This window comes from Serratia sp. M24T3 (assembly GCF_000257645.1).
Classification (GTDB): Bacteria; Pseudomonadota; Gammaproteobacteria; order Enterobacterales; family Enterobacteriaceae; genus Rouxiella.
Genome location: NZ_AJHJ01000026.1, coordinates 38,952 through 60,148 on the forward strand (window position 1 = coordinate 38,952; position 21,197 = coordinate 60,148).

Consider the following 21,197-nt stretch of genomic DNA (forward strand, 5'->3'; position numbering starts at 1 on the left):
TACCGCGAACTTTGGTCAGTGATGTTTATCGAAGCGATACACCAGAGTTAGAGCAATGGCCAGCATTAACACCGGCGGGGCAAGGGTGGTGAGCTGGACATTGAGATTAAATAATAATCCCAGATTGACGATGATTTGATAACTGATATAGGTCAGTAACCCAATGATTACGCCAACAGCCAAACGGCTGCCCAAACCTGGAGCACGCGGATTGCTAAAGGTAAACGGCACAGTTAAAAGAATCATCGCCAGGATTAATATTGGCCTTCCCAGTTTTTGCCACAAGGCCAGCTTAAATTCGGTACTCGGCTGATTGGTATTCTGCAGATAGTTAATGTAATGGCTCAGCTGTTTAATGGAAAAACTGTCGCTGGGCATGCTGAGCTCTTTAAGGCTGGTATCCGTGAAGATAGATTGCCATTGCAAACTGTCTTTTATCGCCACGGTTTCCTGCCCGTTGACCCAGGTTTTTTGATTTACGCCATGCAGCTCCCACATTCCTTTATCCAGAACGGTAGCATTTTTGGCGTAAATATAAGACTCCAAAGAAAGGTCAGGCTTGTAGTTGAATATCTCGATTCCAATCGGTTGATTATTAACATCCAGCGCATTTACCGTGACAAATTCATCATTGTGCCTTGCCCATAGCGCGTTGCCATTGTTGGAACTATTCTCCGCCTCGGCCATGGCCGTGTCTTTAATTTGCAGCGCATGCTGTTGCAGGGGAGAAGCGACCCATTCATCCAGTGCGCCCAGCCCCACGATCAAAATTAGCCCTGCAGTGAGTGCGACTTTGGCGATTCTAAAAATCGAGAATCCGGCAGTGCGCATCGCCGTCAATTCCATGCTTTTAGACAACTGCCCCAGCCCGACAATACCGCCAAGCAGGGCGACAAAAGGCCCCAGATCGATTAACCATCTAGGCACTCTCATTAATACTACCAGCAGCGCCTGACTCCAACGGTATCCGCCTGAGCTGACATCATCCAGCTCATTGATAAAATCGAAGGTGGTAAATAGCGGGATCAACAATGCGGCCGCGGCTGCGAAACCGATAAATAAGTTCCGAATTATGTAACGACTGAAGATATTCATCGAGAAAGTTTCTGCAGTAACGAAGATTCACGAGCTATCAAAATCAATAACCCAATAAACATGATTATAGGAACTAACCATACGCCGGGGATAACAGGAAGGGTGTTATTGGCAACCAGCGTGCGGCAGATATTTCCACCGTAAAAAATGGCAGTAAATAACACCGCCAGCGGAAGTAGCTTCGCAAAACGGCCCTGTCGTGGTCTGGTACGGCTTAGAGAAACGGCCAGCATTGCCATTAAAATAGCCGTTACTCCACGGCTTTCTCGCCACTGAAGCTCTGCCTTGTCTGCGGGATCGGTTGAATGTGTCAATGCAGCCATCGAGGCCGACTTGCTCTTGTTATCGGCACTCTGGGCCATCGGCTTAAAGTGCAGATTAAAATTATTATAAATCTGTTGGCTGTCATCTTTCCCTTTATGGTCCAGATGATAAGCCGTACCTGAATGCAGCATCACAGAAGGGTTGGTCGGTGAGGGATCAATGACGTTGACTGTTTGAGCTCTGAACAGATAAGTTTTGTCACCATTGGGGGCAAAAATCAGCGCGTCGGTCAGATTATTTGAGGCTGAATCAATATGTCGAGCCAAAACCATGCGGCCATTGTCGTTAAGGTTAAATTTGTTGGCCTGCAAATGACTGACATCCAGTTCAGATTGCGACTGATCTCTTAACTCATAGATTTTTGCGTAGGCCCAGGGTCTGCCATACATCGAAAGTATTGTTACCAATATTCCTAACGGGATGGCAAGGTAAAGTATCGCTTTATAAAGTTTTAGCGGACTCGCCCCACCGGCAGAAATGGCCGTTATTTCAGAGTCGTGATAGAGCTGACCCAAAGCGACAGCAACCGACACATAAAGGCCGACCGGCAATAGCATCTCTAATGCAATCAGCACCTTGAAAAAAACAATATAGAACACTGCTTCCAGGGCCAAGGTGCCATTGGCCGCATCAGTCAAATAGCGTTGGGCTGAATAACTAGCAAAAATGAAGATTAGAAAACCCACGATGATCATCACAAGCCGACGGGTCTCGCCCATGATGTAGCGCTCAATCAAGTGCATATATTACGAACATCCAACATATCTAAGATAGCGTATAGAGTATCTGTTAAATAACATATGATCACCCCCCTCGAGATGGAGAGTTGTGAAAGTATTTAACGGACTTGAGTGACTGGACAATCTGGCCAATACCGTTGCTGCCGGGCAGTTTTGGCCACATGCATGCTTTCAGTGAGCTTACCGGCTTTTCATACCAGGGAGACGCAGGCTGAATTCGGACCTTTTTATTAATGCTGGTTTTTCACGTACGTCGGCCACTAGTTTAGCGTTTCCTAAACGTGACGCTTGTCCAATAATGCTGGACAGTAGCAAAAGCCTTTAGGTTGGCCTGAATTTGATTTATCCTACCGCCCACTTGTAATGGGGGCTAATCGATTTTAGCTCAGATGTCGTTAAGAGAACACTGCCAGTTTTGGCTTTAATTCCATGGACATCCATGGAGCAAGGCGCGTCCAGGCTCATATCTTGGGTTTGTCGTGCCTGATATATACGTGGCAGGCAGTGCCCTGTCGGGTGATTAATATCCGAGTCTGGCTGAAGTGGCTAGTATGGCTGGTTTTAAACATGAAGCAATGGTTTTCAGATGGCGCTTTTCGCACCATCATACGTAACAGTGCCTATTTAGGCTCCGGCAATGTGGCGAGTGCCATACTCGGTTTAATTGCGCTTTCTTGCGCCGGCAAAGGCATGTCACCCGCAATGTTTGGGGTACTGATCGTTATTCAGGCCTACACCAAAGCGGTCAGCGATTTTATCAAGTTCCAGACTTGGCAATTCGTGGTCCAATTTGGCACACCGGCACTGGAAAGCAAAAACATTCAGCGTTTCCGTGATGTGGTCTCTTTTTCTTTCGGCCTGGATATTGCGAGCGGAGCCGTTGCAATTCTGGGGGGGATGGCATTGCTGCCGTTTCTTTCGCACTCTTTGGGACTCGACGCGGGCAGTTTTAAACTCGCGCTGCTTTACTGCACCTTAATTCCTTCCATGACATCGTCGACTCCTACCGGTATTTTGAGGGCGTTTGATCGTTTTGACTTAATTGCCATCCAGCAGGCCGTCAAGCCTTTACTGATTGCCATTGGTAGTGTGATTGCCTATTTCGGCAATTTTGGATTCGAAGGCTTTGTTATCACCTGGTATGTCTCAAACCTGTTTGGCGGCACGCTATTTTGGTGGTTTGCAAGACGCGAACTGGCCCGCCGAGATATCCACAATGCGTTAAAACCGAGCCTGTTCAAGGCCGCGCGTAATATTGAAGGCTCTTGGAACTTTGTCTGGGCAACTAACATTTCGCATTCTATCTGGGCTGCCCGCAACTCATGCAGCACGGTATTAGTCGGTATTATTCTTGGCCCGGCAGCGGCTGGTCTGTTCAAAATTGCGATGACTTTCTTTGATGCGGCCGGAGCACCAGCCAAGTTACTGGAAAAAAGCTTCTATCCTGAAATTATGCGTCTTGATCCGCGCACTAAAAGGCCTTGGATACTGGGACTGCGCTCGGCAGTATTAGCCGGTGGTGTCGGTATTTTAGTAGCCGTATTGGTGATTAGCGTAGGCAAGCCATTAATTTCGGTGGTGTTTGGGCATAAATATCTCGAAGCCTATAGTTTGATTCAAATTATGCTGACCGCGATTATTGTCTCAATGGTGGGCTTCCCGCAGGAAGCATTGCTGTTGATGGCCGGTAAGCAGAAAGCTTATTTAACGGCGCAGATCGTCGCATCAGTTTCATATATCGTACTGCTCGTTGGACTGTCTCACGCTTTTGGCGTGGAAGGTTCGGCATGGGGCTACTTTGGGGGGCAATGTTTAGACGTGCTATTGTCCCTCATCCCGACTTTATGGGTTTACCGTCACCGCTATTCACTGGGCTTTAGCGCCCCCGTAGAGACTACTAAATGACAAGCAGTAAGAAGTGGAAAAAGTTTTCACCAGAAACGTTGCAACTATTATTTACTGCGGTAGATGAAGATGACATCGTCAATCAAGATGCCACCCTGCCGGAAGTTATTGATTTTAATTGTACCCAGGAAAATATTAACGATAACTATGCATTGTGCCTGCAGTTTTGGGAGGACGGTTTTGACCGCCCGGAGCTGCTGGGACTGGTGCGTAAGCTAGCCAAAGGCAACGGATTCACCGAGGCAGAACGGATGCAGTACAAATATATCCGTGCTCGCTACAAGCATCTGCGCTTCGCCCAGCGGTTGTACAGCAAAAGTCATATGTCTAGCTCAATGTTCCGCCAGACCACTGTTTTTCTTGGACATTTTCAGGATGCTTTCCGCAACCGCAACAAGGAGAATATCTCGCGTTACAGTATGATCCTGTATATGTATCTGAGCTTTCCGTGCTGGAAGCTGGTGCATTATGGGCTACGTCATCCTGAACTGGATACGGTCAGTGGCTTTATTGCCGACCGCCAGCAGCAAATCCTTACGCTGCGCCAGCTGATTGCCAAGCCATTGCTGACTGGGACAGAATTCCACGATGTGCGCAAGATTATTAGCCAGCAAGTATCGTATTACGACACGCTGAGATCTATCGATCCAGGCAATCTGGATGCCTACAAAATATCCCGATTCTTGTCTAATATTAATGGATTAATGGGCGATCGGCATGATGTGATGGTGGCAGACAAACTCTCGGGGCGTAGGCCTTATGAGGAACCGGCGCTGTTGGATGACAACATCCGACAACCGTTGGAGCTGCTTCTCGAACGTTGCCCGGTATAAGTTTGAAAGTCGATTAAAGAGCCGGGGGATTTTTTCCCCTGCTTTTAGCGTTAAGAAGACTAGATAGTCGGAACACCTGCAAAAGGAAATATTATGACTTTACGTAGATTACTGACCGTTTCACTTTTCCTGTTACCCATGATGGCATCAGCCAATGACTTGGTTGACGGCCAACGAGTCCCACCGTTAAAAATTGCCGACATGGGTGAGTTAATACTCGGCAGCAATGACGATATCAGTTATAAAAGTTGGGATAGCTCGCAGTTTGACGGAAAAGTTCGTATCGTTCAGTACATCGCTGGGCGCAGCTCGGCTAAAAAAAAATTCACTCCTGATTAAAGCCGTTGAGGCTGCCAATCTTCCTACCGATCGTTTTCAACCCACCACTATCGTCAACTCTGGCGACGCCGTTTTAGGCACCGGTATTTTCGTTCGCGGTAAAATCGAAAAAAACAAACGACATTATCCCTGGGCGCAATTTATCATCGACAGCAATGGCCTTGGCCTTAAAACCTGGCAGCTGGATGAGGATACTTCTGTTTTTGTGCTGGATAAAGACGGGCGCGTTCAGTGGTCAAAAGATGGGGCTCTTAGCCCGAAAGAAGTGGTGCAGGTGATCACGCTGCTGCATAAACTGCTTAATGACAGCAAGTCTGGTACCTGATAAAGACTGAAAATTCTGCCGACTCTCGAGGTTTTGCTGCAAAAAGCATAATGGGAAGATGAGGGGAATACCCGGAAGGCATGCTGCTCATTGTGAATCAATGAGCAGCATGAAGAATACTTTTATCGCTATTACTTTTCAGGTCATTACTTTTTCAGGTCAGCAAAAGCCTGAATGATGGTATCGATCTCTTCATCACTGTGTGCTGCATTGACACTGCAACGCAGCAGTGTGATGCCTGCCGGTGCTGCGGGTGGCAATACCAAATTCACATAGACGCCGTTGGCGATCAGGTCACGCCACAGGCGCAAACCGTCTTCTTTTGAGCCGATCATCACTGGGACTACCGGGCTGATGCGCGGACCCAATTCATAGCCAAGTGCCGCAAGACCTTTATAAAGGCGATTCGCATTGCTCCAGAGCTTGTCACGCAAGCCTGGGTTCTCCTTGATGCTTTTCAGGGATGAACGCACAGAAGCGATGCTTGCGGGAGAAGGTGAGGCGGTGAAGATGTAAGGACGGCTGCTGTAGCGCAGCACTTCCATATCTTCGCCACCCACTGCAAAGCCGCCAATAGAAGCCAGGCTTTTGCTGAAAGTGCCGAGAATGATATCGACGTCTTTCTCAACGCCAAGCTCTTCAGCCAGACCGCGACCGGTTGCGCCCATCACGCCAAAGGAGTGCGCTTCATCAACCAGCAAATAGCCACCGAGGCGACGTTTGATGTCAACGATTTCGACCAAAGGAGCGACGTCACCGAGCATGCTGTAGATGCCTTCAACAATGATGATTGCGTCTTTGGCACGTTCGCCCAGGCGCACCATGCGGCGCTCTAAATCTTTGGCGTCGTTGTGACGAAAGCGAATAATTTGCGCGCCACCCAAAGCACAGGCGTCATAGATGCTTGCGTGGGAGTCTTCGTCAATCAATACCACGGCGTCAGGGCCAGCCAGCGTGCTGATAACACCCAGGTTAGCCGTGTAGCCGGTAGAAAATACGATGGCAGTAGGGCGGTCGAAATATTCTGATAACTCTTGCTCTAACGCAAGGTGGGAACCGTAGCTACCGTTAGCCATACGCGATCCGGTAGTACCCGTGCCCTGGGCATCCAATGCAGCTTTGCTGTCGGCAATAGCTTGTTCATTGAAGGTCATGCCCAGATAGTTATTGGTGCCGGCCAGAACGATTTTCTTATCGCCAATGCGCCCTTGTGTTGCCGAGTAAATCTCATCAATACAAGTGCCAAACGGATTCAGACCTGAGTCCTGAAACTGTTTACGCTCGCCTACCAGGCGGGCAAATTTATCATAAAGACCCATTGGTGCTCTCCAGATGTGGCATCAGCGCGTCCAGCAGCTGTTCAGGAGTTCTGACGTTAAGTAAGATATTGATAGGAATCGAAATATCCAGCTTGTCTTCCAACATCATCAGCAGGCTCATCACCTTTATGGACTCTAGGCCAAGATCATTGACGAGATCACTTTCAGGCTTTATCTCTGGATTGCCTGAGACCATACCCTGTAAGCACTCCAGAATATAGTCCATCAAAACTTCACGATTTAGCATAGAAACTCTTACATACCTTTAGTCAAGATAATCAATATAGTCCATCACGCAGCGCGCGCTCTAAACTAATCTTGGGAAACCAATTAATAGATTCGGAAAGGCCAGTGTTGCTTGCTGACCAGTCCTGATGGGTTAATTCGCGGATTTTGCTGTGGGTTAGCATCGGTTCTTTTCTTGCTAACCGGCTTAAAAGCATGCTGATATCGGCGATGCCTTTAAGCAAAGGTAAAGGAATTCCGATTACGCGTACTTTACCCTTACGCACCGCTGCGCCTATTTCTTGCAGGCGCGTCCAATTATAACCACCAGAGACGCCGTCGCATAGTTCATAAGATTGATTATGTGATTGTTCGACTGTTAACCATTGGCCAACAGCCTCGGCGAGATCGCTCACGTGAATAAACGAGAGTTGAGCGTCAGGGGCACCGAGGCGGGGGAGAATGCCGCGCAAGAGCCAGCTAAATAGCGGTTTTAGCTCTTTGTCGCCGGGTCCATAAACAGCCGTTGGACGGAAAATACCCAGGGAGATGTCAGAGGAGATAGCCATAAGTTGCTGTTCGGCAACATGTTTTGAGTTGGCGTACCAGGAAAGCTCGGGGTGGCGTGCAGCAAGAGAGGACATGAACAGAAAACGCTTACAGCTGCCGCTTTCTTTGGCAGCCTGCATCAGGCGAAGGCTGCCTGTTACGTTGCAATCAGTAAAGGTTTGCTCAGTACTACCGCGCACCATGCCCGCTAAATGCACGACATCTTCAGCGCCGTTAACCAGCGCCGAGAGAGAATCTTTATCTTCCAGAGAACCATGAACCCAAACCAGATTAGGGGTTGCAGATGTTCGTGGTTTTCTGGTTAAAGCTCGCACGATATAACCGCGCGAGAGAAGATCCTCAACGATGTGCTTGCCGATAAACCCGGTCACACCTGTTACTGCGACCGTTTTTGTCATTGAGCGTAGCCTGCTAATCGAAGGTCCGGAGCGCCGATAAGTTCAGTAAGATAACGTTTCTTGGCTTCGGCACGGGCTGGCTTCCCGGACGAGGTACGCGGGATGCTGTGCGGTGGCAGCAGAACGATATCAACAGCGACGCTGAATTCACTCTGAATACGCGAGGTCAGTGAGTGAATGATTTGCTCACGACGCTCTTCAGAGCTAACGCGGCACTGGATCTGCAAAATAATCTTCGCGCCTTCATCGTGTTCCTGAGTGGTCACGAAAGCAATGGCGTCTCCAGAGCGAATCTCTGGCTCTGATTCTGCAACGTATTCAATATCCTGCGGCCAGATATTACGCCCGCGAATAATGATCAGATCCTTTTTACGACCCGTGACGTACAGATTGCCGTCGAGCAGATAGCCCAAATCACCAGTATCCATCCATCCCTGTGCCTGAATTTGCTGCTGCGAAGCATCGTCGCGGAAATATCCGCTCATCAGGCTCGGCCCGGAAATACAGATATGTCCCACTTCGCGCTCTGGCAATGGAGAGCCAGATTCGCTGCGGATCTCGATATTGTGACCAGGAAGCGCCTTGCCGCAGTTTACGAAGGTGACTGTTGCACGAGTATTTTTAGTCGGTGCAACCGCTTTACCTTTGTACTCTAAAATATCACGGTCGATTTCATTGGCTTTCGGGCCAGTGGTGTCATCAAAGAAGCTAACTGCCAGCGTGTTCTCTGCGAGGCCGTAGCATGGCATAAAGGCCTTGCTGCTGAACTTGACTTGACCAAAATGTTCACTGAATTGATTCAGCAATTCTGACGGGATAGGTTCTGCACCCACACCGGCTACACGCCAGCTGGAAAGATCCAGTTCAGCCAATTCTTTCTCATTGCTGCGACGCAGGCAGATATCGTAACCAAACGGCGGAGCTACCGACACAGTGCCACGGTTTTTGGTGATCAGTTTCAGCCATTGCATTGGGCGCATTGCAAAATCTTGGGTACGCAGATAATCCACAGACAGCTGGGTTGCCATTGGAGTCAGCACAAAACCAACCAGGCCCATGTCGTGATAGAACGGCAACCAGGAGACGCAACGATCGCCTGCGCGTAATTTGATTCCGTCGTGGCTAATAACTTTCAGGTTAGCCATGGCAGACCCTTGAGTAATTATTACGCCACGAGGGAAGCGCGTGCTGCCAGAGGTATATTGCAAATACGCAATATTGTCTGGAGAGGGCTTTTGCAATTCAATTTCTTTCTCTGGCAAGGCATTAAAATCTGCATTGCTGAGGATATGAATAGGGGAAGAATCCTCACTGCGAGCAGTACTAATTAGCGGCAACCATTCATCACTGCTAATAATTGCAGCAGGCTTGCAGCTCTTTAATAAGCCCTGGAGTTTTTCAATATATGTAGCGCTTTGCCCAATACCCATTGGAATGGCCAGCGGCACGGCAACCAGGCCGGCATATTGGCAGGCAAAGAAGGCTTCTACGAATCCAACACTCGTTTCTGCAATGAGCGCAACACGGTCACCTTTATTAAGGTTCAGTGATAACAGACGTCTTGCTCCGGTAATCGCGCGTTCTTTAAGCGTGCGATATTCCAGCGCGGCAACGAGCTGATTGCGTCGATCGTAGAAATTCATCCCAGTATTTCCCAGGGCTGCGTAATCTAAAGCATCCACTAAGGTTGGGAAATCTGCGTAGCGCATGGGAAGAGCGTGGGTAGAGCTTGTTGGGGACATATACAACGCTTCCATATATTTAAAACACCTGATAATACATGTAACTTTTCGTGTAAGAGATATGGTTTTTGAAACAATTTGTATGGAATCGTGATTGATTTATCATTCTATGTCCCAAATTATTCAAAACCATAGATAAAAATGAGTTGCTGACAGTTCCTGTCGAGATCACTAATGTGACTGCATCTCTAGGTCCTTGAGAAGATGCAAATTGCGCCAGCACCATTGCTGCATTGAGCGGGTACTTTCAGATAAACATAGTTCAGCTTAAAAATTTGCACGAAAAATTTCTTCATGGCTCTATTTCGAGACTGAGTTTTGGCGCTGAAAACCTGATTAACCCCAACGTGGATGTCAGTAAACGCATGGTTTCAGCCATGGAAACCGCCGTTGGTGATTAGACGAATAATTAAGACTATATCGAATTTAAAGATTGTTCTATTCTTATTGTGTGGTTTCAAGGGGTCAGGATAGAAAAGTTCCATTCTTTACATCGATAGAGCATTAAGTGCTAAACGATAGTAATGCTTTTCTAGTTAATGTCACTAAGATATTTATTGTTTTTAGTGTTTCCAATTGGCGCGCCAAGCGTCCCCCATTCGTGCTTTGCATAATAATGCTAAGCATAATATGCCTAACGTGCAGATATGCGTGTTAGGCATTATGCCCCTTTTTAGTTGCCTTTATGGGCGCGAGACCAATTATAACAGGGATTCAATTTGGGCCATGCCTGTCTAAAAAATAATTATTTTTTGCCGGTAGACGGGTGTGTAAATGTTAAGCATCAATAGATCCCAAACTGGATAATATTGGCTGGTTTATTGTGTGTTTTTATAGCAAATTCTGAGATTTAGTGGTGATTATGATTCGTATCGAAAAAGTCATTGATAAGCGTGAGTTAAAGCAATTTATTGTTTTTCCTTCGACTCTATTCCAAGACGATCCTAACTGGATTGATCCGCTTAATTTAGAGCGTGAGGAGCATCTTTCCAAGAAAAATCCTGGTACTGAACATATCGAATGGCAGGCATGGATCGCTAAAAAAGACGATAAAGTTGTGGGTCGTATCACTGCGCAAATTGACAGCTTACACCGCGAACTTTATGGCCAGGATACTGGCCATTTTGGAATGATTGACGCTATTGATGACCCTGAAGTATTCAGTGCGTTATTTGCTGCGGCGGAAGATTGGTTAAAGTCAAAAGGCGCGACAAAGATTACCGGACCTTTTAGTCTGAATATCAATCAGGAAAGCGGCCTGCTTATCGATGGCTTCGATACTCCACCTTCTGCAATGATGACTCACGGCAAACCTTATTACGGCGACCGTGTAGAGCAGCAGGGATATACTCAAGGTATAGATTTGCTGGCTTATTGGATGAAGCGTACTGACCTGCATTTCACTCCATCATTAAACAAGTTGATGGCGAACGTGCGTAAAAAAGTCACTGTTCGTCAGGTCAACCGCAAGAACTTTAGCCAGGAAATGCAGGTCTTGCGCGATATCTTTAACTCCGGATGGCAGAACAACTGGGGCTTTGTGCCGTTTACCGAGCATGAGTTTTCTACCATGGGTGATCAGCTAAAATATCTGGTGCCTGACGACCTGATTTATATCGCAGAGATTGACGCCGTTCCTGTCGCCTTTATTGTAGGTTTGCCAAATATCAATGAGGCAATTACCGGCCTTAAAGGTAGTTTATTACCTTTCGGCTGGGCGAAGCTGTTATGGCGCCTGAAAGTGAGTGGTACACGTACCGCTCGAGTGCCATTGATGGGCGTTCGTCAGGAGCATCACTTCAGCCGAATGGGGCCGATTATCGCGCTGCTGTTAATTGAAGCGTTACATGACCCGTTTGAGCGCCGCAAAATTGAAGCGTTAGAAATGTCCTGGATCCTTGAGACTAATACCGGCATGCGCACCATTCTTGAAAAAATTGGCGCTGTCCCGTATAAACGCTACCGCCTGTACGAGAAACAACTCTAAACCATACCTGCAGGGTAGCGGTCATAAACTTACTGTGTGAGTCTATTGGAAAGTGGCTTTGACTAATTACAAGTCAAGGCCACATAATGTATGGCCGATGGTCGGTTTAAGTACTATGTTTAAGAACACAAAAAAATTAGAATATCAAAACTGCTTATTAGTTGAGAAACTATTGGTCATTTTGGTTGTTACAAGAGCAAATATTGATGGCATTGGAAAAGAAGACTGGAATCAAGCGATTAACAACCAGTATAAAAAATTCTCTGGATGGTCTTGTTGATGCTTTGTTAACAGAAAATGCATTTCGTGAGCTGTTTATTATTAGCTCGGCATTTGTGGTTATTGCGCTATTTTTAGACGTCACCAAGATGGAGCGGCTGATCTTAATTTCCAGCTGTTTCTTTTTGCTGGTCGTTGAGTTGCTTAATACGGCTATCGAAACTGTGGTAGACCGCATTTCATTCGAGCTTCACCCTTTATCCAAGCGAGCAAAAGATATCGGCGGCGCGGCGCAGTTAGTCGCCATAGTCATGACGATAATAATTTGGTTAACGATTTTACTTTGATGCACGATGCATAAATAATTTATGCATGAAAAAATGGCACTCAACGCGGATTAAGTGCCATTTAGAAGGGAAGTTTAAGCAGGCTGGTTTGGTTGATTACTTGCAACTTGTTGCGCGCGCTGTGAATCGATAGCCACAGCAGTCACTGCATTCATCGCTTTTTCCAACACTTCTTTATATGGCGCTCTGGAGTCCAAATCTAGAATTTTGGTCCCGTTGTAATTGAGCTTAACCATAATCTCGATTTTGTCCTGTAACTCTTGATAGCTGTGGTCAGGTTTACGAGAAAAAGCAGTATCTGCATCGATATCAAGACGAATGATTAATTCAGGACGACACTTGGCCATCTCTTGATATAGCTTGCGCTCCCTTTTTGCCAGGCGAGCCATAAACCAGCCCGTCACCCTTTCCACGCCAATGCCAGGCCCATCATAGTGAAAACCTGAAATCTCGTCCTGCGGGTAACGATCGCCAATCACCAACACACCACTTTCTGCCAAAAGCTTTGCTTTATGCAAATTGCCCTTACGCCAGAATGAAAGCGCGTACATAATCAATGCCGCATAGAGTGCTGGAGCTTTACTGCTCATGCTCTGAGTTTTGGCGGATTTTGTTGCCAGGCGACGTTCCAGCCAGACACCAATAATTGGCAGGCGCTTGATTTTATCGCCATCTTCGCCGGAAATTGTGCCTAAATAACGGCGCTCAGTCTTAAATTGCTGTTGCAGGTTTTTTACCAGGTCTGCAGTCAGCGTAGACTTTCCGGTGCCGTCACAGCCTACTACCGCAATAAATCCAGGAATATAGGCCGGTGACTTTTCGCTTTCAGTGTTTAATCTATCTGTTTGCATTTACTTTAGTATTAAAAGGTAATCACCAGCCTGAACTCGTGACTACGTAAGAGAGGATTGAATCGCAATTAACGATTCATCGAGGATCTTACTTGCGGGCTCTCGACCATCCAAGTCCAGGATCTTCGCACCATTAAAAGTAAGACCAGGTATAACCCTAATCTTGTCACGCAATGCTTCAAGCTTGTGATCGGGCTTGCGTGAATGTGCCGTTTGTTCATCGATATCGAGTCGAATCAATAACAGAGGCGGATAAGAGGCCATCCATTGATACAGTTCTTGCTCACGCTTTCTTAAAGCGCAGACCCAGGCATTACCCCCCATGACTTTAGGAAGCTGCGGTCCATCAAAACGGAAACCGGCAACTTCGGCCTGAGGATAGCGATCGGTAACCAGCAAAAGACCCTGTTTGCTCTTCTTCAACATCTTACGGAACTTGTAAGCTCGCCAGCAGGAAAGTGAGTAGATCACCAGCGCGGTTACATTACCTGGAGGAGCAGAAGGGCGGTCGTTAACTTTTTCAGACTTCTTTAGCAAATAACGGCCAAAAGGAGCACCAATAATCGGAAGTTCGCTAATCCATTCACCGATACGTCCTGAGGACTGACCAAGGTAAAGTGATTCCGTTGGGTATTGCGAAGAAAGTTGGCTTACCAAGCTGGCTGCTAAAGTCGATTTACCTGAACCATCACAACCTGTTATCGCTATCACTCGCACAGGGGGATGATTAGCAATGGCTCTAATCTGTTGACTCACATCAAAAACCTAATTTTTTAAAAAAACTATTCTATGCTAATCGACCGGCCCTTCAAAATATTTTTTCCCCTTGCTATTAGCTATAAGAGCTACCTTCAGCGACATCCTTGTTTACCAATGGTATATTATTGGGAGTATATTCTGGAGAGATTATTTTTATGCACTCTAAGCTTCCACCGCTAATATCGGTGATTGGCAGCGATGGTTCTGGTAAATCCACTGTCTGTGAACATCTTATTACCTGCGTTGAAAAATATGGCCCGGCTGAAATGGTTCACCTGGGAAAACAGGCGGGTAATGTCGAACGCGTAGTTGTCAAGTTTCCCTTCATGGGACGTTTTCTTAAAAAGTCGATTGCGAATAATAAAGTCAAGGTTGATAAGGCCGCGCCAGGCCCGTTGGCTGCTTCGGTAATCATGATTTTTGTTATACGTCGACTATTGCGCTTTCGTCGTATGCTGGCGTTACGCCAGCAGGGTAACATCATATTATCTGACCGTTTTCCACAAGTTGAAATTCCAAGCGCCTTTGATGGTCCTACCATTCCTGAAAAGATAAAGGGTAATCGTTTTGTACAGTGGATTGCCCAGCGTGAATGGAAAGCTTTTGAATGGATGACTCAGCAGAAGCCTGACCTGGTCATCAAACTTAATGTTGACCTTGATGTTGCCTGTGCGCGCAAGCCGGATCACAGCCGTAACTCGCTGGCTAAAAAAATTGCAGTCGTTCCTTTACTGAACTTTGTTGGTTCAGAAGTTGTAAATATCGATGCTAATTTGCCGCTTGCAGAAGTGATTTCTACTGCTGAATTAGCGGTATCAAAATTCATGGAAGCCCATGGATATAGTTATGTTGGCGAAGGTCATACCGTCGCTGCTCCATAATTATCAAGTACTGCATAATTATTTAGTACTATAAGCATTAATGACTCGGGGTGCCCTTCTTCGTGAAGGCTGAGAAATACCCGTATTACCTGATCTGGATAATGCCAGCGTAGGGAAGTCGTGGTATCCCCCTCCGGTACCCCTTCTTTGTCGCCGGTGGGGAAATTTATGACCACTCGACCTTCAGCCTTTCCCGGTGAAAAAGCCGCGGATGCCTTAAACCAGCTTCGTCAGGCCTCGCCTTTGGTACATTGCATGACCAATGACGTGGTGCAGTCGATAACGGCCAATGTGCTTTTAGCCCTCGGTGCTTCACCTGCGATGGTGATTGACTCCCGCGAGGCCGCGCAGTTCAGTGCAATCTCCAGCGCCCTGCTGGTAAACGTCGGCACCTTGACCGACTCTCGCGCCCAATCCATGCTAGCCGCCATCCACGCCGCCAATAATGCGGGTAAACCATGGGTGCTTGACCCCGTAGCGGTGGGCGCACTCAGCTGGCGCTCAGAGTTTTGTCAGGAAATTATCAGACTCCGTCCTGCGGCAATCCGGGGTAATGCTTCTGAAATCATGGCCCTCAGCGGGCTGGCAGCTTCTGGTCGCGGCGTCGACAGTGCCGATACTTCATTAGCCGCATTACCCGCCGCGCAAAGCCTGGCTCTGCAGACCGGAGCGATAGTCGCGGTAACAGGTGAGATCGATTATATCTGCGACGGCGAAAATACCTGCGCGGTTTCTGGTGGCGACGCGTTGATGACAAAGGTCGTTGGCACCGGCTGTGCGCTATCGGCGGTAGTTGCGGCCTTTGTTTCTCTGCCGGGCGACAGGTTATCCAATGTTGCGGCGGCCTGTCGGGTGATGTCCTGTGCAGGAGAAATTGCCAGCCAGGGAGCCAAAGGACCCGGCAGCTTCCAGCCAGCTTTCCTTGACGCGCTTTATTCCCTCGACGCCAAACGGCTCACTGCTAAAAATTTCAGGGCAGGTGAGGCATGAGTCAGCGCATCAACGCATTAACCATTGCGGGTACCGATCCTAGCGGTGGAGCAGGGATTCAGGCAGATTTGAAAACCTTTTCGGCGTTGGAGGCCTACGGCACCAGTGTTATCACCGCGTTAGTGGCGCAAAATACCCGTGGCGTGCAGTCGGTTTATAACATTGAACCTTGCTTTGTTGGCGCGCAGCTCGATTCAGTATTAAGCGACGTGCGCATCGACAGCGCCAAAATTGGCATGCTGGCCAATACTGCGGTGGTGGAAGTCGTGGCGGAGCGTTTGCGCTATTATCGCATGCTGGAAAAAGCCCCGGCCTTTGTGGTGTTGGATACGGTCATGCTGGCGAAAAGTGGCGACCCGCTGCTGACGCCTGATGCCGTTGAAGCGCTGCGCAAATGGCTGCTGCCGCAGGTTTCGCTGATTACGCCTAATCTTCCTGAAGCTGCGGCGCTGCTGGATTGTGAAATGGCCACAACCGAGCAAGAAATGTGCCGTCAGGGTGAAGCGCTGCTGGAGCTGGGCTGTGAAGCGGTATTAATGAAAGGTGGGCATTTAAGCGATAATGAAAGTCCAGACTGGCTAATGACCGCTCACTATCACCAACGGTTTACCGCACCGCGCGTAGCAACCCGTCATACTCATGGCACCGGTTGTACCTTGAGCGCTGCGCTTGCCGCACTCAGACCTAGAAATGCCAACTGGATTGACACTGTCAGCGCCGCGAAAGCATATCTGCAACAGGCGCTACAGCAGGCGGATTCACTCGAGGTCGGTGAAGGTATTGGCCCGGTACATCATTTTCATCGTTGGTGGTAAGACTTTTGCTCAAGGATGCCTAGGGCACCTTCGGCGCGTTCAAACATCTGCATCGCGTCATATAAGTGTTGCGCGTCAAACGGGTTGAGCGGGTAGAACTTTTCCTGTTTGCCCGGTCTGAGCGAAAGCCGCAGTCGGGTAGGGCCAGTGTCTTTCTTTAAGATCTCGAAAAGATAGCTGGCCACCTCCTGCGTTTGCGTATTTTGCCATGACAACAGCAATGCAGCCGCACCGTCGCCGCGACGGGCAATAAACAGGCCCCTATGCCACAACCCTTCAAAATCTCCCTCTTTTTGCAGCCTGCTGTGAGTGAAAAAATGGCTCTGACAAAGTTTTAAGATCCTTTCTGGCGAGACGTTTTTCTGCAACGCATTCCACAAAGGTTGGCCGTTTTCTCGCTGCCAGCAGGCTAAACCAAGATAGTCATTCAGCTCGCGCCAATCCGCCTCCAGCTGTTGTTTTAATTCTTCTTCCTGAATATTATCAAACTGTTGCAGGCTATCTTGCTGGCTGCCCAAGCGATTGTAAGTAATCACTTTCATGGTCCGTGGACGGCGGCGGAAAGTCACCCAGAGCAAGGGTTTAGGAATGCGGAACATCACCGATTGCACGCTAAGGCGATATTTATTGGCGCGGGTGAAGACCAGACCATCGGCGCTGCCTCGGTTGTTTTGGTAACGGCGAATCAGCACCACGGAATTAAGTGCCATCCAGCCTGTGACATAGTGCTCTTCATCACTGCTGGCGCTATCAAGGTCGCGGGCTATCTGGCTGATTTTTTCTTCATCAAGATCTGATAAAGCCAGGGTATTCTGAGCGTTGTAATAAAGTTTTTGCAGCGGTGAGGCTAAAGCATCGATCGCGGTCATAGCACGTTACCAGCCTGAGAAACATGGTTTACAGCTTACTCCAGGCTGTCATACAGGTTGCGATGAACTGCAAAAATCGTGGCGCAGATCGCACTCTTTTACGCTTATTCCACCTCAAACCATTCACTGTTCTGCTCGGCAATGGGGGTTATCGAGAAGATCATTTCCTGCAAATGGGCTCGCAAAGCCTGCTCGGCTGCATCGGGATTTCTTGCCTGCAAGGCGGCGTAAATATTGTAGTGCTGCGCGATCAGATTCTCTGGCGGCGAGACCTTGCTAAGCGAGAAGAAGCGCACTCGGTCCATGGTGGCCTTGATATTCTCGATGGTTTCCCAGGCCAGTCGGCAGTCGATAATTTGCGCAATCAGACGGTGAAACTCGTCGTCGAGCTGCAAAAATTCCTGTGCCTGATTGCTCTTGGCCGCCAGCTCTTGTCGCTGAAGATTGTGTGCGAGCAGTGATAAATCCTGTTCGGTTACCACGCTGGCGGCGCGGCGGATGACTGCTGTTTCCAGCGCTTCGCGGATAAACCGGCCATCGGCCACGCGTTTGGCGGAGATTTTCATCACAAAAGTACCGCGCTGTGGCAGCACCTGTACCAGTCCGGCTTCCGCCAGCTTGATAAAAGCTTCACGAACCGGCTGCCGTGAGACATTGAATCGTGCTGAAATTTCCTTTTCCGAAAGAAATGCACCCGGCGCTATCACACAGGCGACAATGTCCTGTCGCAAAGTGCGATAAATTTGCTGATTTACCGGTACATTACCGCTCAATTCATAAGATTCTGTCATAGCGAAGGGCGCGATTTGAATGGGTGATAACTCCATAATAGCATGAGTTTCCAACAGGTTTTGCAATCGATATTGGCCTTGAATGTGTGGTTCGGGCGCCGGTAAATTCCATTGCCCGTCCAGCTTCAGCGTTTTTCACCCCAGCTATGATATTCACTGCCGCGCACGCCGGGGGCGGTTTCCGGCATCATCATCAGTCCAATAATCGAGATGACCCCCAGCACCATCATGTAAATCGCCAGCCCGTGGTAATCGCCGCCGGTGACTTGCAGAATTTTGACCGCCAAAAGCCCAAGCACGCCACTGCCGATAAGCGAGCCAATCTGCCAGATAAGCGCGATGCCGCTGCAGCGGATGCGAGTGGGAAACAGCTCTGGAAAATACGATGCTTGCGGCGCGTAGCACATACTGTGGCCAAAGGTTAGCGCCAGAATCATCGCGATTTGCGTCATCCAGAATGTGTCCTGCCTGAGCACTAGAAAGAACGGAATAATGCCAATCACCAGTAATACCGCGCCCGCCATGTAGACTGGTTTTCTGCCGATACGGTCCGAGAGTTTGCCCATCAATGGGATAGAAAATATTTCGAGGATCACGGCCACAATCATCGCATCCAGCAAAATACTGGCGCTGAGATGATTGGCTTTGCCGAAGGCCAGCACGATCACCGTGAACATTGCAAAAGCACAGGCCTCGATCAGTTTGGCGCAGACCCCTTTAATAATAATGCCCGGATAGAGGCGAATGACTTCGACCACCGGCCGGGATTCCACCGCTTTGGTTTGACGGATCTCGGCAAATACCGGCGATTCATCAATTCTAAGGCGGATGAACAGCCCGACGATTACCAGTAATAGGCTGATAAGGAAAGGAATTCTCCATCCCCAGGCTAGCATTTGTTCGGGGCTAAGCTGAGAATTGAGCACGGCAAACAGCGCCGAGGGCAGCAGGAAGCCTAGCGGCGCGCCAATTTGCACCCAGCTGGCGAAGAAGCCACGGCGTTCGGGGCGCGAATATTCTGCGGTCATCAAAACCGCTCCAGCCTGCTCACCGCCGACCCCAAAGCCTTGCAGTACGCGGATCAGTATCAGCAGCACGGGTGCCCAAAAGCCGATTTTTTCATAGGTCGGCAGCAGCCCGATGCAGAAGGTGCCAAGACCGACAATCAGAATAGTGATCACCAAGGCTTTTTTACGCCCGACTTTGTCGCCGATATGCCCGAATACGATCCCGCCCAGCGGGCGCGCCAGAAATCCCACAGCGTAGGTGGCAAAAGCTGCCAACGTACTGACTAACGGATCGGTGCTGGGGAAAAATAGCTGACCGAAAAAAAGTACCGCGGCAGTGCCATAGGCGAAAAAGTCATAATATTCAGCGGCAGTACCGATTGCCGATGCCCCGGCGACGCGTTTCAAAATCGAGCGCTCTTGTTGGGTCATGGCGGCAGGTGCAGAAGTTGAAACCTGTGTCATTGTAGGGTGCTCCAGGTATAACTAATTTGGGTTTACCCCGGCACAAAGGCCGGGGCAGGGCTTTAAGAGTGGGAAATATGCGTTTGAGGCTGATGTTTCGGCGGCTTGATGACAAAGAACACCAGAACTGCTCCAACGGCCGCCACGCCACCGGCGAGAATAAAAGCACTGTCAAAATGACCGGTATTTTGCACAATAAAACCCGTCGCAATCGGACCGATAATCCCTGAAATACTGCCGACCAGATGAATAAAGCCGCTGGCGCTGCCAACCTTCGATTTATGCACCACGTCTTGAATGATCGCCCAATAAATGGCGCCGGTGGTATAGAGGAAGAAGATTGAAATCGACATGAGCAATACGGCGGGAACCACGCTGGTGACCACACCTGCCAGCGCGACGCAAACCGCCGCCGCCAGCAGACTGACGACTAACACGATTTTTCGCGACAGCAGTAAACGCCCGGTAATATTGAATATTTTATCGGAAATGATGCCGCCCAGTGCCAACCCAAAGAAGCCGACAATCCAGGGGATAACTGTCGTCAGGCTCATTTCTTTGATATTTAAACCGTGGGCCTGTACCAGATAAGCGGGGAACCAGCTCAGGAAAAAGAACAGAATATAGTTGTAGCAAAAGAAAGCGAAAGCGGTGACCAGAATAATCGGCTGGCGCAGATAATAACCCAGCTTGTGTGCCGACTGGGTCAGGTCTTCTTCCTCATTAATCTTCTCGGTTTTCAGCTGATTAACCCGCTGGCGTTCACTTTCGGTCACACGTTTACTGGTTTCTGGATTATCCGCCGCGGTGAAGAACCACAGCACCATCCAGACGATGCCGATAGCCGCGATAATCATAAATGCCGGACGCCAGCCCAGGGAAATGGCCAGATAACCCACGATTGGCCCCGCCACCGCGCCGCCTAAAGGTGATCCTGCACTGAGCAAGCCCATGGCAGTTGCCGCCTGTTTTTTCGGGAACCAGCCGTTAATCATTTTATTCGCCGAGGCGCAGATCGGGCCTTCAGCCATGCCGAATAATACCCGCAGGATCAGCATCGAATAAAAACCGGTGGCGATGGCGGTCATGCCGCAGAATATTGACCACAGTGCTACGGCTAGCCCCATGACCAACGTCGGACCAAATTTATCGACCGCCAAACCGCCGATAAAGTTGAATATTGCGTATCCGAAGAAGAAGCTGCCGAATATCATCCCAAACTGCTCAGGATTAATAGTCAGTTCTTTTTCAATCATCGGAACAGTAATCGAAAGCGCAACGCGATCGAGATAATTTATCATGTAGACCAGACACAGCAGGAGTACAATTATCCAGCGTAGATTCTTAAACATGAGCAGCTCCACTTGGTGTTATTTTAATAGTGATGCATGAGGTTGTAGG

The 21,197-nt window shown here is 48.7% G+C and carries 19 protein-coding genes, 1 pseudogene and 1 riboswitch; of the genes and pseudogenes, 8 read left to right on the forward strand and 12 right to left on the reverse strand.

What is annotated here, in order from left to right:
- Window positions 1-15 precede the first annotated feature (15 nt).
- Entirely contained in the window at window positions 16-1,095 is a 1,080-nt protein-coding gene (lptG, locus tag SPM24T3_RS17450) for an LPS export ABC transporter permease LptG (RefSeq protein WP_009638118.1), read from the reverse strand.
- Window positions 1,092-2,162 (reverse strand): LPS export ABC transporter permease LptF, encoded by a 1,071-nt coding sequence (lptF, locus tag SPM24T3_RS17455; RefSeq protein WP_009638119.1) that lies wholly within the window; start codon window positions 2,160-2,162, stop codon window positions 1,092-1,094. The genes lptG and lptF overlap by 4 nt, the downstream gene beginning before the upstream one ends.
- A 564-nt stretch (window positions 2,163-2,726) precedes the next feature.
- On the opposite strand from lptF, the gene SPM24T3_RS17460 reads away from it, so the two are divergent.
- The 3 genes and pseudogenes from SPM24T3_RS17460 (at window position 2,727) to SPM24T3_RS17470 (ending at window position 5,561) form a co-directional block, all read left to right on the forward strand.
- Entirely contained in the window at window positions 2,727-4,064 is a 1,338-nt protein-coding gene (locus SPM24T3_RS17460) for a lipopolysaccharide biosynthesis protein (protein WP_037379037.1), read from the forward strand.
- Window positions 4,061-4,897: a hypothetical protein gene (locus SPM24T3_RS17465; RefSeq protein WP_009638121.1), complete on the forward strand. Its 837-nt coding sequence runs from the start codon at window positions 4,061-4,063 to the stop codon at window positions 4,895-4,897. Before SPM24T3_RS17460 ends, SPM24T3_RS17465 begins: the two co-directional genes overlap by 4 nt.
- A gap of 93 nt (window positions 4,898-4,990) precedes the next feature.
- Window positions 4,991-5,561 (forward strand): annotated as a pseudogene (locus SPM24T3_RS17470) (YtfJ family protein).
- Window positions 5,562-5,707: 146 nt separating this feature from the next.
- Here SPM24T3_RS17470 and SPM24T3_RS17475 read toward each other — a convergent pair.
- Genes SPM24T3_RS17475 through SPM24T3_RS17490 form a run of 4 tightly spaced genes read right to left on the reverse strand, consistent with a single transcriptional unit; the run spans window position 5,708 to window position 9,815 of the window.
- Window positions 5,708-6,880 (reverse strand): aminotransferase class I/II-fold pyridoxal phosphate-dependent enzyme, encoded by a 1,173-nt coding sequence (locus SPM24T3_RS17475; RefSeq protein ID WP_009638124.1) that lies wholly within the window; start codon window positions 6,878-6,880, stop codon window positions 5,708-5,710.
- Complete coding sequence (locus SPM24T3_RS17480) at window positions 6,867-7,127, reverse strand: acyl carrier protein (protein WP_009638125.1); 261 nt, start codon at window positions 7,125-7,127, stop codon at window positions 6,867-6,869. The genes SPM24T3_RS17475 and SPM24T3_RS17480 overlap by 14 nt, the downstream gene beginning before the upstream one ends.
- Window positions 7,128-7,158: 31 nt before the next feature.
- Window positions 7,159-8,073, reverse strand: coding sequence for an NAD(P)-dependent oxidoreductase (locus tag SPM24T3_RS17485; RefSeq protein WP_009638126.1), 915 nt, complete (start codon window positions 8,071-8,073; stop codon window positions 7,159-7,161).
- Window positions 8,070-9,815 (reverse strand): fatty acyl-AMP ligase, encoded by a 1,746-nt coding sequence (locus SPM24T3_RS17490; protein WP_237713110.1) that lies wholly within the window; start codon window positions 9,813-9,815, stop codon window positions 8,070-8,072. Before SPM24T3_RS17490 ends, SPM24T3_RS17485 begins: the two co-directional genes overlap by 4 nt.
- An 862-nt stretch (window positions 9,816-10,677) precedes the next feature.
- On the opposite strand from SPM24T3_RS17490, the gene SPM24T3_RS17495 reads away from it, so the two are divergent.
- Window positions 10,678-11,802: a hypothetical protein gene (locus SPM24T3_RS17495; RefSeq protein ID WP_009638128.1), complete on the forward strand. Its 1,125-nt coding sequence runs from the start codon at window positions 10,678-10,680 to the stop codon at window positions 11,800-11,802.
- A 206-nt stretch (window positions 11,803-12,008) separates the two neighbouring features.
- On the forward strand, window positions 12,009-12,368 hold the full coding sequence (locus SPM24T3_RS17500) for a diacylglycerol kinase (protein ID WP_009638129.1): 360 nt from the start codon (window positions 12,009-12,011) through the stop codon (window positions 12,366-12,368).
- 74 nt (window positions 12,369-12,442) lie between these two features.
- Here SPM24T3_RS17500 and SPM24T3_RS17505 read toward each other — a convergent pair whose 3' ends face one another.
- Window positions 12,443-13,219 carry a hypothetical protein gene (locus SPM24T3_RS17505; protein WP_009638130.1) on the reverse strand — a complete coding sequence of 259 codons (777 nt, stop codon included), beginning with the start codon at window positions 13,217-13,219 and terminating at the stop codon, window positions 12,443-12,445.
- Window positions 13,220-13,261: 42 nt separating this feature from the next.
- Window positions 13,262-13,975, reverse strand: coding sequence for a hypothetical protein (locus SPM24T3_RS17510; RefSeq protein WP_009638131.1), 714 nt, complete (start codon window positions 13,973-13,975; stop codon window positions 13,262-13,264).
- Between the two features lie 158 nt (window positions 13,976-14,133).
- Here SPM24T3_RS17510 and SPM24T3_RS17515 point away from each other — a divergent pair, with 158 nt between their 5' ends.
- From SPM24T3_RS17515 to thiD, 3 genes are all read left to right on the forward strand, one after another.
- Window positions 14,134-14,859 carry an ATP-binding protein gene (locus tag SPM24T3_RS17515; protein WP_009638132.1) on the forward strand — a complete coding sequence of 242 codons (726 nt, stop codon included), beginning with the start codon at window positions 14,134-14,136 and terminating at the stop codon, window positions 14,857-14,859.
- A 36-nt stretch (window positions 14,860-14,895) separates the two neighbouring features.
- Window positions 14,896-14,992, forward strand: a riboswitch (TPP riboswitch).
- Window positions 14,993-15,027: 35 nt separating this feature from the next.
- Entirely contained in the window at window positions 15,028-15,849 is an 822-nt protein-coding gene (thiM, locus tag SPM24T3_RS17520; protein ID WP_009638133.1) for a hydroxyethylthiazole kinase, read from the forward strand.
- On the forward strand, window positions 15,846-16,664 hold the full coding sequence (thiD, locus tag SPM24T3_RS17525; protein ID WP_009638134.1) for a bifunctional hydroxymethylpyrimidine kinase/phosphomethylpyrimidine kinase: 819 nt from the start codon (window positions 15,846-15,848) through the stop codon (window positions 16,662-16,664). The genes thiM and thiD overlap by 4 nt, the downstream gene beginning before the upstream one ends.
- Here thiD and SPM24T3_RS17530 read toward each other — a convergent pair.
- The 4 genes from SPM24T3_RS17530 to SPM24T3_RS17545 all read right to left on the reverse strand — a co-directional run bounded on the left by SPM24T3_RS17530 (window position 16,649) and on the right by SPM24T3_RS17545 (window position 21,148).
- Entirely contained in the window at window positions 16,649-17,533 is an 885-nt protein-coding gene (locus SPM24T3_RS17530) for a hypothetical protein (protein ID WP_009638135.1), read from the reverse strand. The genes thiD and SPM24T3_RS17530 overlap by 16 nt on opposite strands.
- A gap of 104 nt (window positions 17,534-17,637) precedes the next feature.
- Entirely contained in the window at window positions 17,638-18,324 is a 687-nt protein-coding gene (locus SPM24T3_RS17535; protein ID WP_009638136.1) for a GntR family transcriptional regulator, read from the reverse strand.
- Between the two features lie 125 nt (window positions 18,325-18,449).
- Window positions 18,450-19,796 carry an MFS transporter gene (locus SPM24T3_RS17540; RefSeq protein ID WP_009638137.1) on the reverse strand — a complete coding sequence of 449 codons (1,347 nt, stop codon included), beginning with the start codon at window positions 19,794-19,796 and terminating at the stop codon, window positions 18,450-18,452.
- 62 nt (window positions 19,797-19,858) lie between these two features.
- Window positions 19,859-21,148 (reverse strand): MFS transporter, encoded by a 1,290-nt coding sequence (locus SPM24T3_RS17545; RefSeq protein ID WP_009638138.1) that lies wholly within the window; start codon window positions 21,146-21,148, stop codon window positions 19,859-19,861.
- Between the last annotated feature and the right edge of the window lie 49 nt (window positions 21,149-21,197).

Bases quoted from the DNA above. Each gene is read 5' to 3' on its own strand.
- SPM24T3_RS17530 (WP_009638135.1), bottom strand. From the start codon at position 17,533: ATGACCGCGATCGATGCTTTAGCCTCACCGCTGCAAAAACTTTATTAC.
- SPM24T3_RS17460 (WP_037379037.1), top strand. From the start codon at position 2,727: ATGAAGCAATGGTTTTCAGATGGCGCTTTTCGCACCATCATACGTAAC.
- SPM24T3_RS17490 (WP_237713110.1), bottom strand. From the start codon at position 9,815: ATGTCCCCAACAAGCTCTACCCACGCTCTTCCCATGCGCTACGCAGAT.
- SPM24T3_RS17475 (WP_009638124.1), bottom strand. From the start codon at position 6,880: ATGGGTCTTTATGATAAATTTGCCCGCCTGGTAGGCGAGCGTAAACAG.
- SPM24T3_RS17485 (WP_009638126.1), bottom strand. From the start codon at position 8,073: ATGACAAAAACGGTCGCAGTAACAGGTGTGACCGGGTTTATCGGCAAG.
- SPM24T3_RS17535 (WP_009638136.1), bottom strand. From the start codon at position 18,324: ATGACAGAATCTTATGAATTGAGCGGTAATGTACCGGTAAATCAGCAA.
- lptF (WP_009638119.1), bottom strand. From the start codon at position 2,162: ATGCACTTGATTGAGCGCTACATCATGGGCGAGACCCGTCGGCTTGTG.
- SPM24T3_RS17480 (WP_009638125.1), bottom strand. From the start codon at position 7,127: ATGCTAAATCGTGAAGTTTTGATGGACTATATTCTGGAGTGCTTACAG.
- lptG (WP_009638118.1), bottom strand. From the start codon at position 1,095: ATGAATATCTTCAGTCGTTACATAATTCGGAACTTATTTATCGGTTTC.
- SPM24T3_RS17495 (WP_009638128.1), top strand. From the start codon at position 10,678: ATGATTCGTATCGAAAAAGTCATTGATAAGCGTGAGTTAAAGCAATTT.
- SPM24T3_RS17545 (WP_009638138.1), bottom strand. From the start codon at position 21,148: ATGTTTAAGAATCTACGCTGGATAATTGTACTCCTGCTGTGTCTGGTC.
- SPM24T3_RS17465 (WP_009638121.1), top strand. From the start codon at position 4,061: ATGACAAGCAGTAAGAAGTGGAAAAAGTTTTCACCAGAAACGTTGCAA.
- thiD (WP_009638134.1), top strand. From the start codon at position 15,846: ATGAGTCAGCGCATCAACGCATTAACCATTGCGGGTACCGATCCTAGC.
- SPM24T3_RS17540 (WP_009638137.1), bottom strand. From the start codon at position 19,796: ATGACACAGGTTTCAACTTCTGCACCTGCCGCCATGACCCAACAAGAG.
- thiM (WP_009638133.1), top strand. From the start codon at position 15,028: ATGACCACTCGACCTTCAGCCTTTCCCGGTGAAAAAGCCGCGGATGCC.
- SPM24T3_RS17505 (WP_009638130.1), bottom strand. From the start codon at position 13,219: ATGCAAACAGATAGATTAAACACTGAAAGCGAAAAGTCACCGGCCTAT.
- SPM24T3_RS17515 (WP_009638132.1), top strand. From the start codon at position 14,134: ATGCACTCTAAGCTTCCACCGCTAATATCGGTGATTGGCAGCGATGGT.
- SPM24T3_RS17500 (WP_009638129.1), top strand. From the start codon at position 12,009: ATGGCATTGGAAAAGAAGACTGGAATCAAGCGATTAACAACCAGTATA.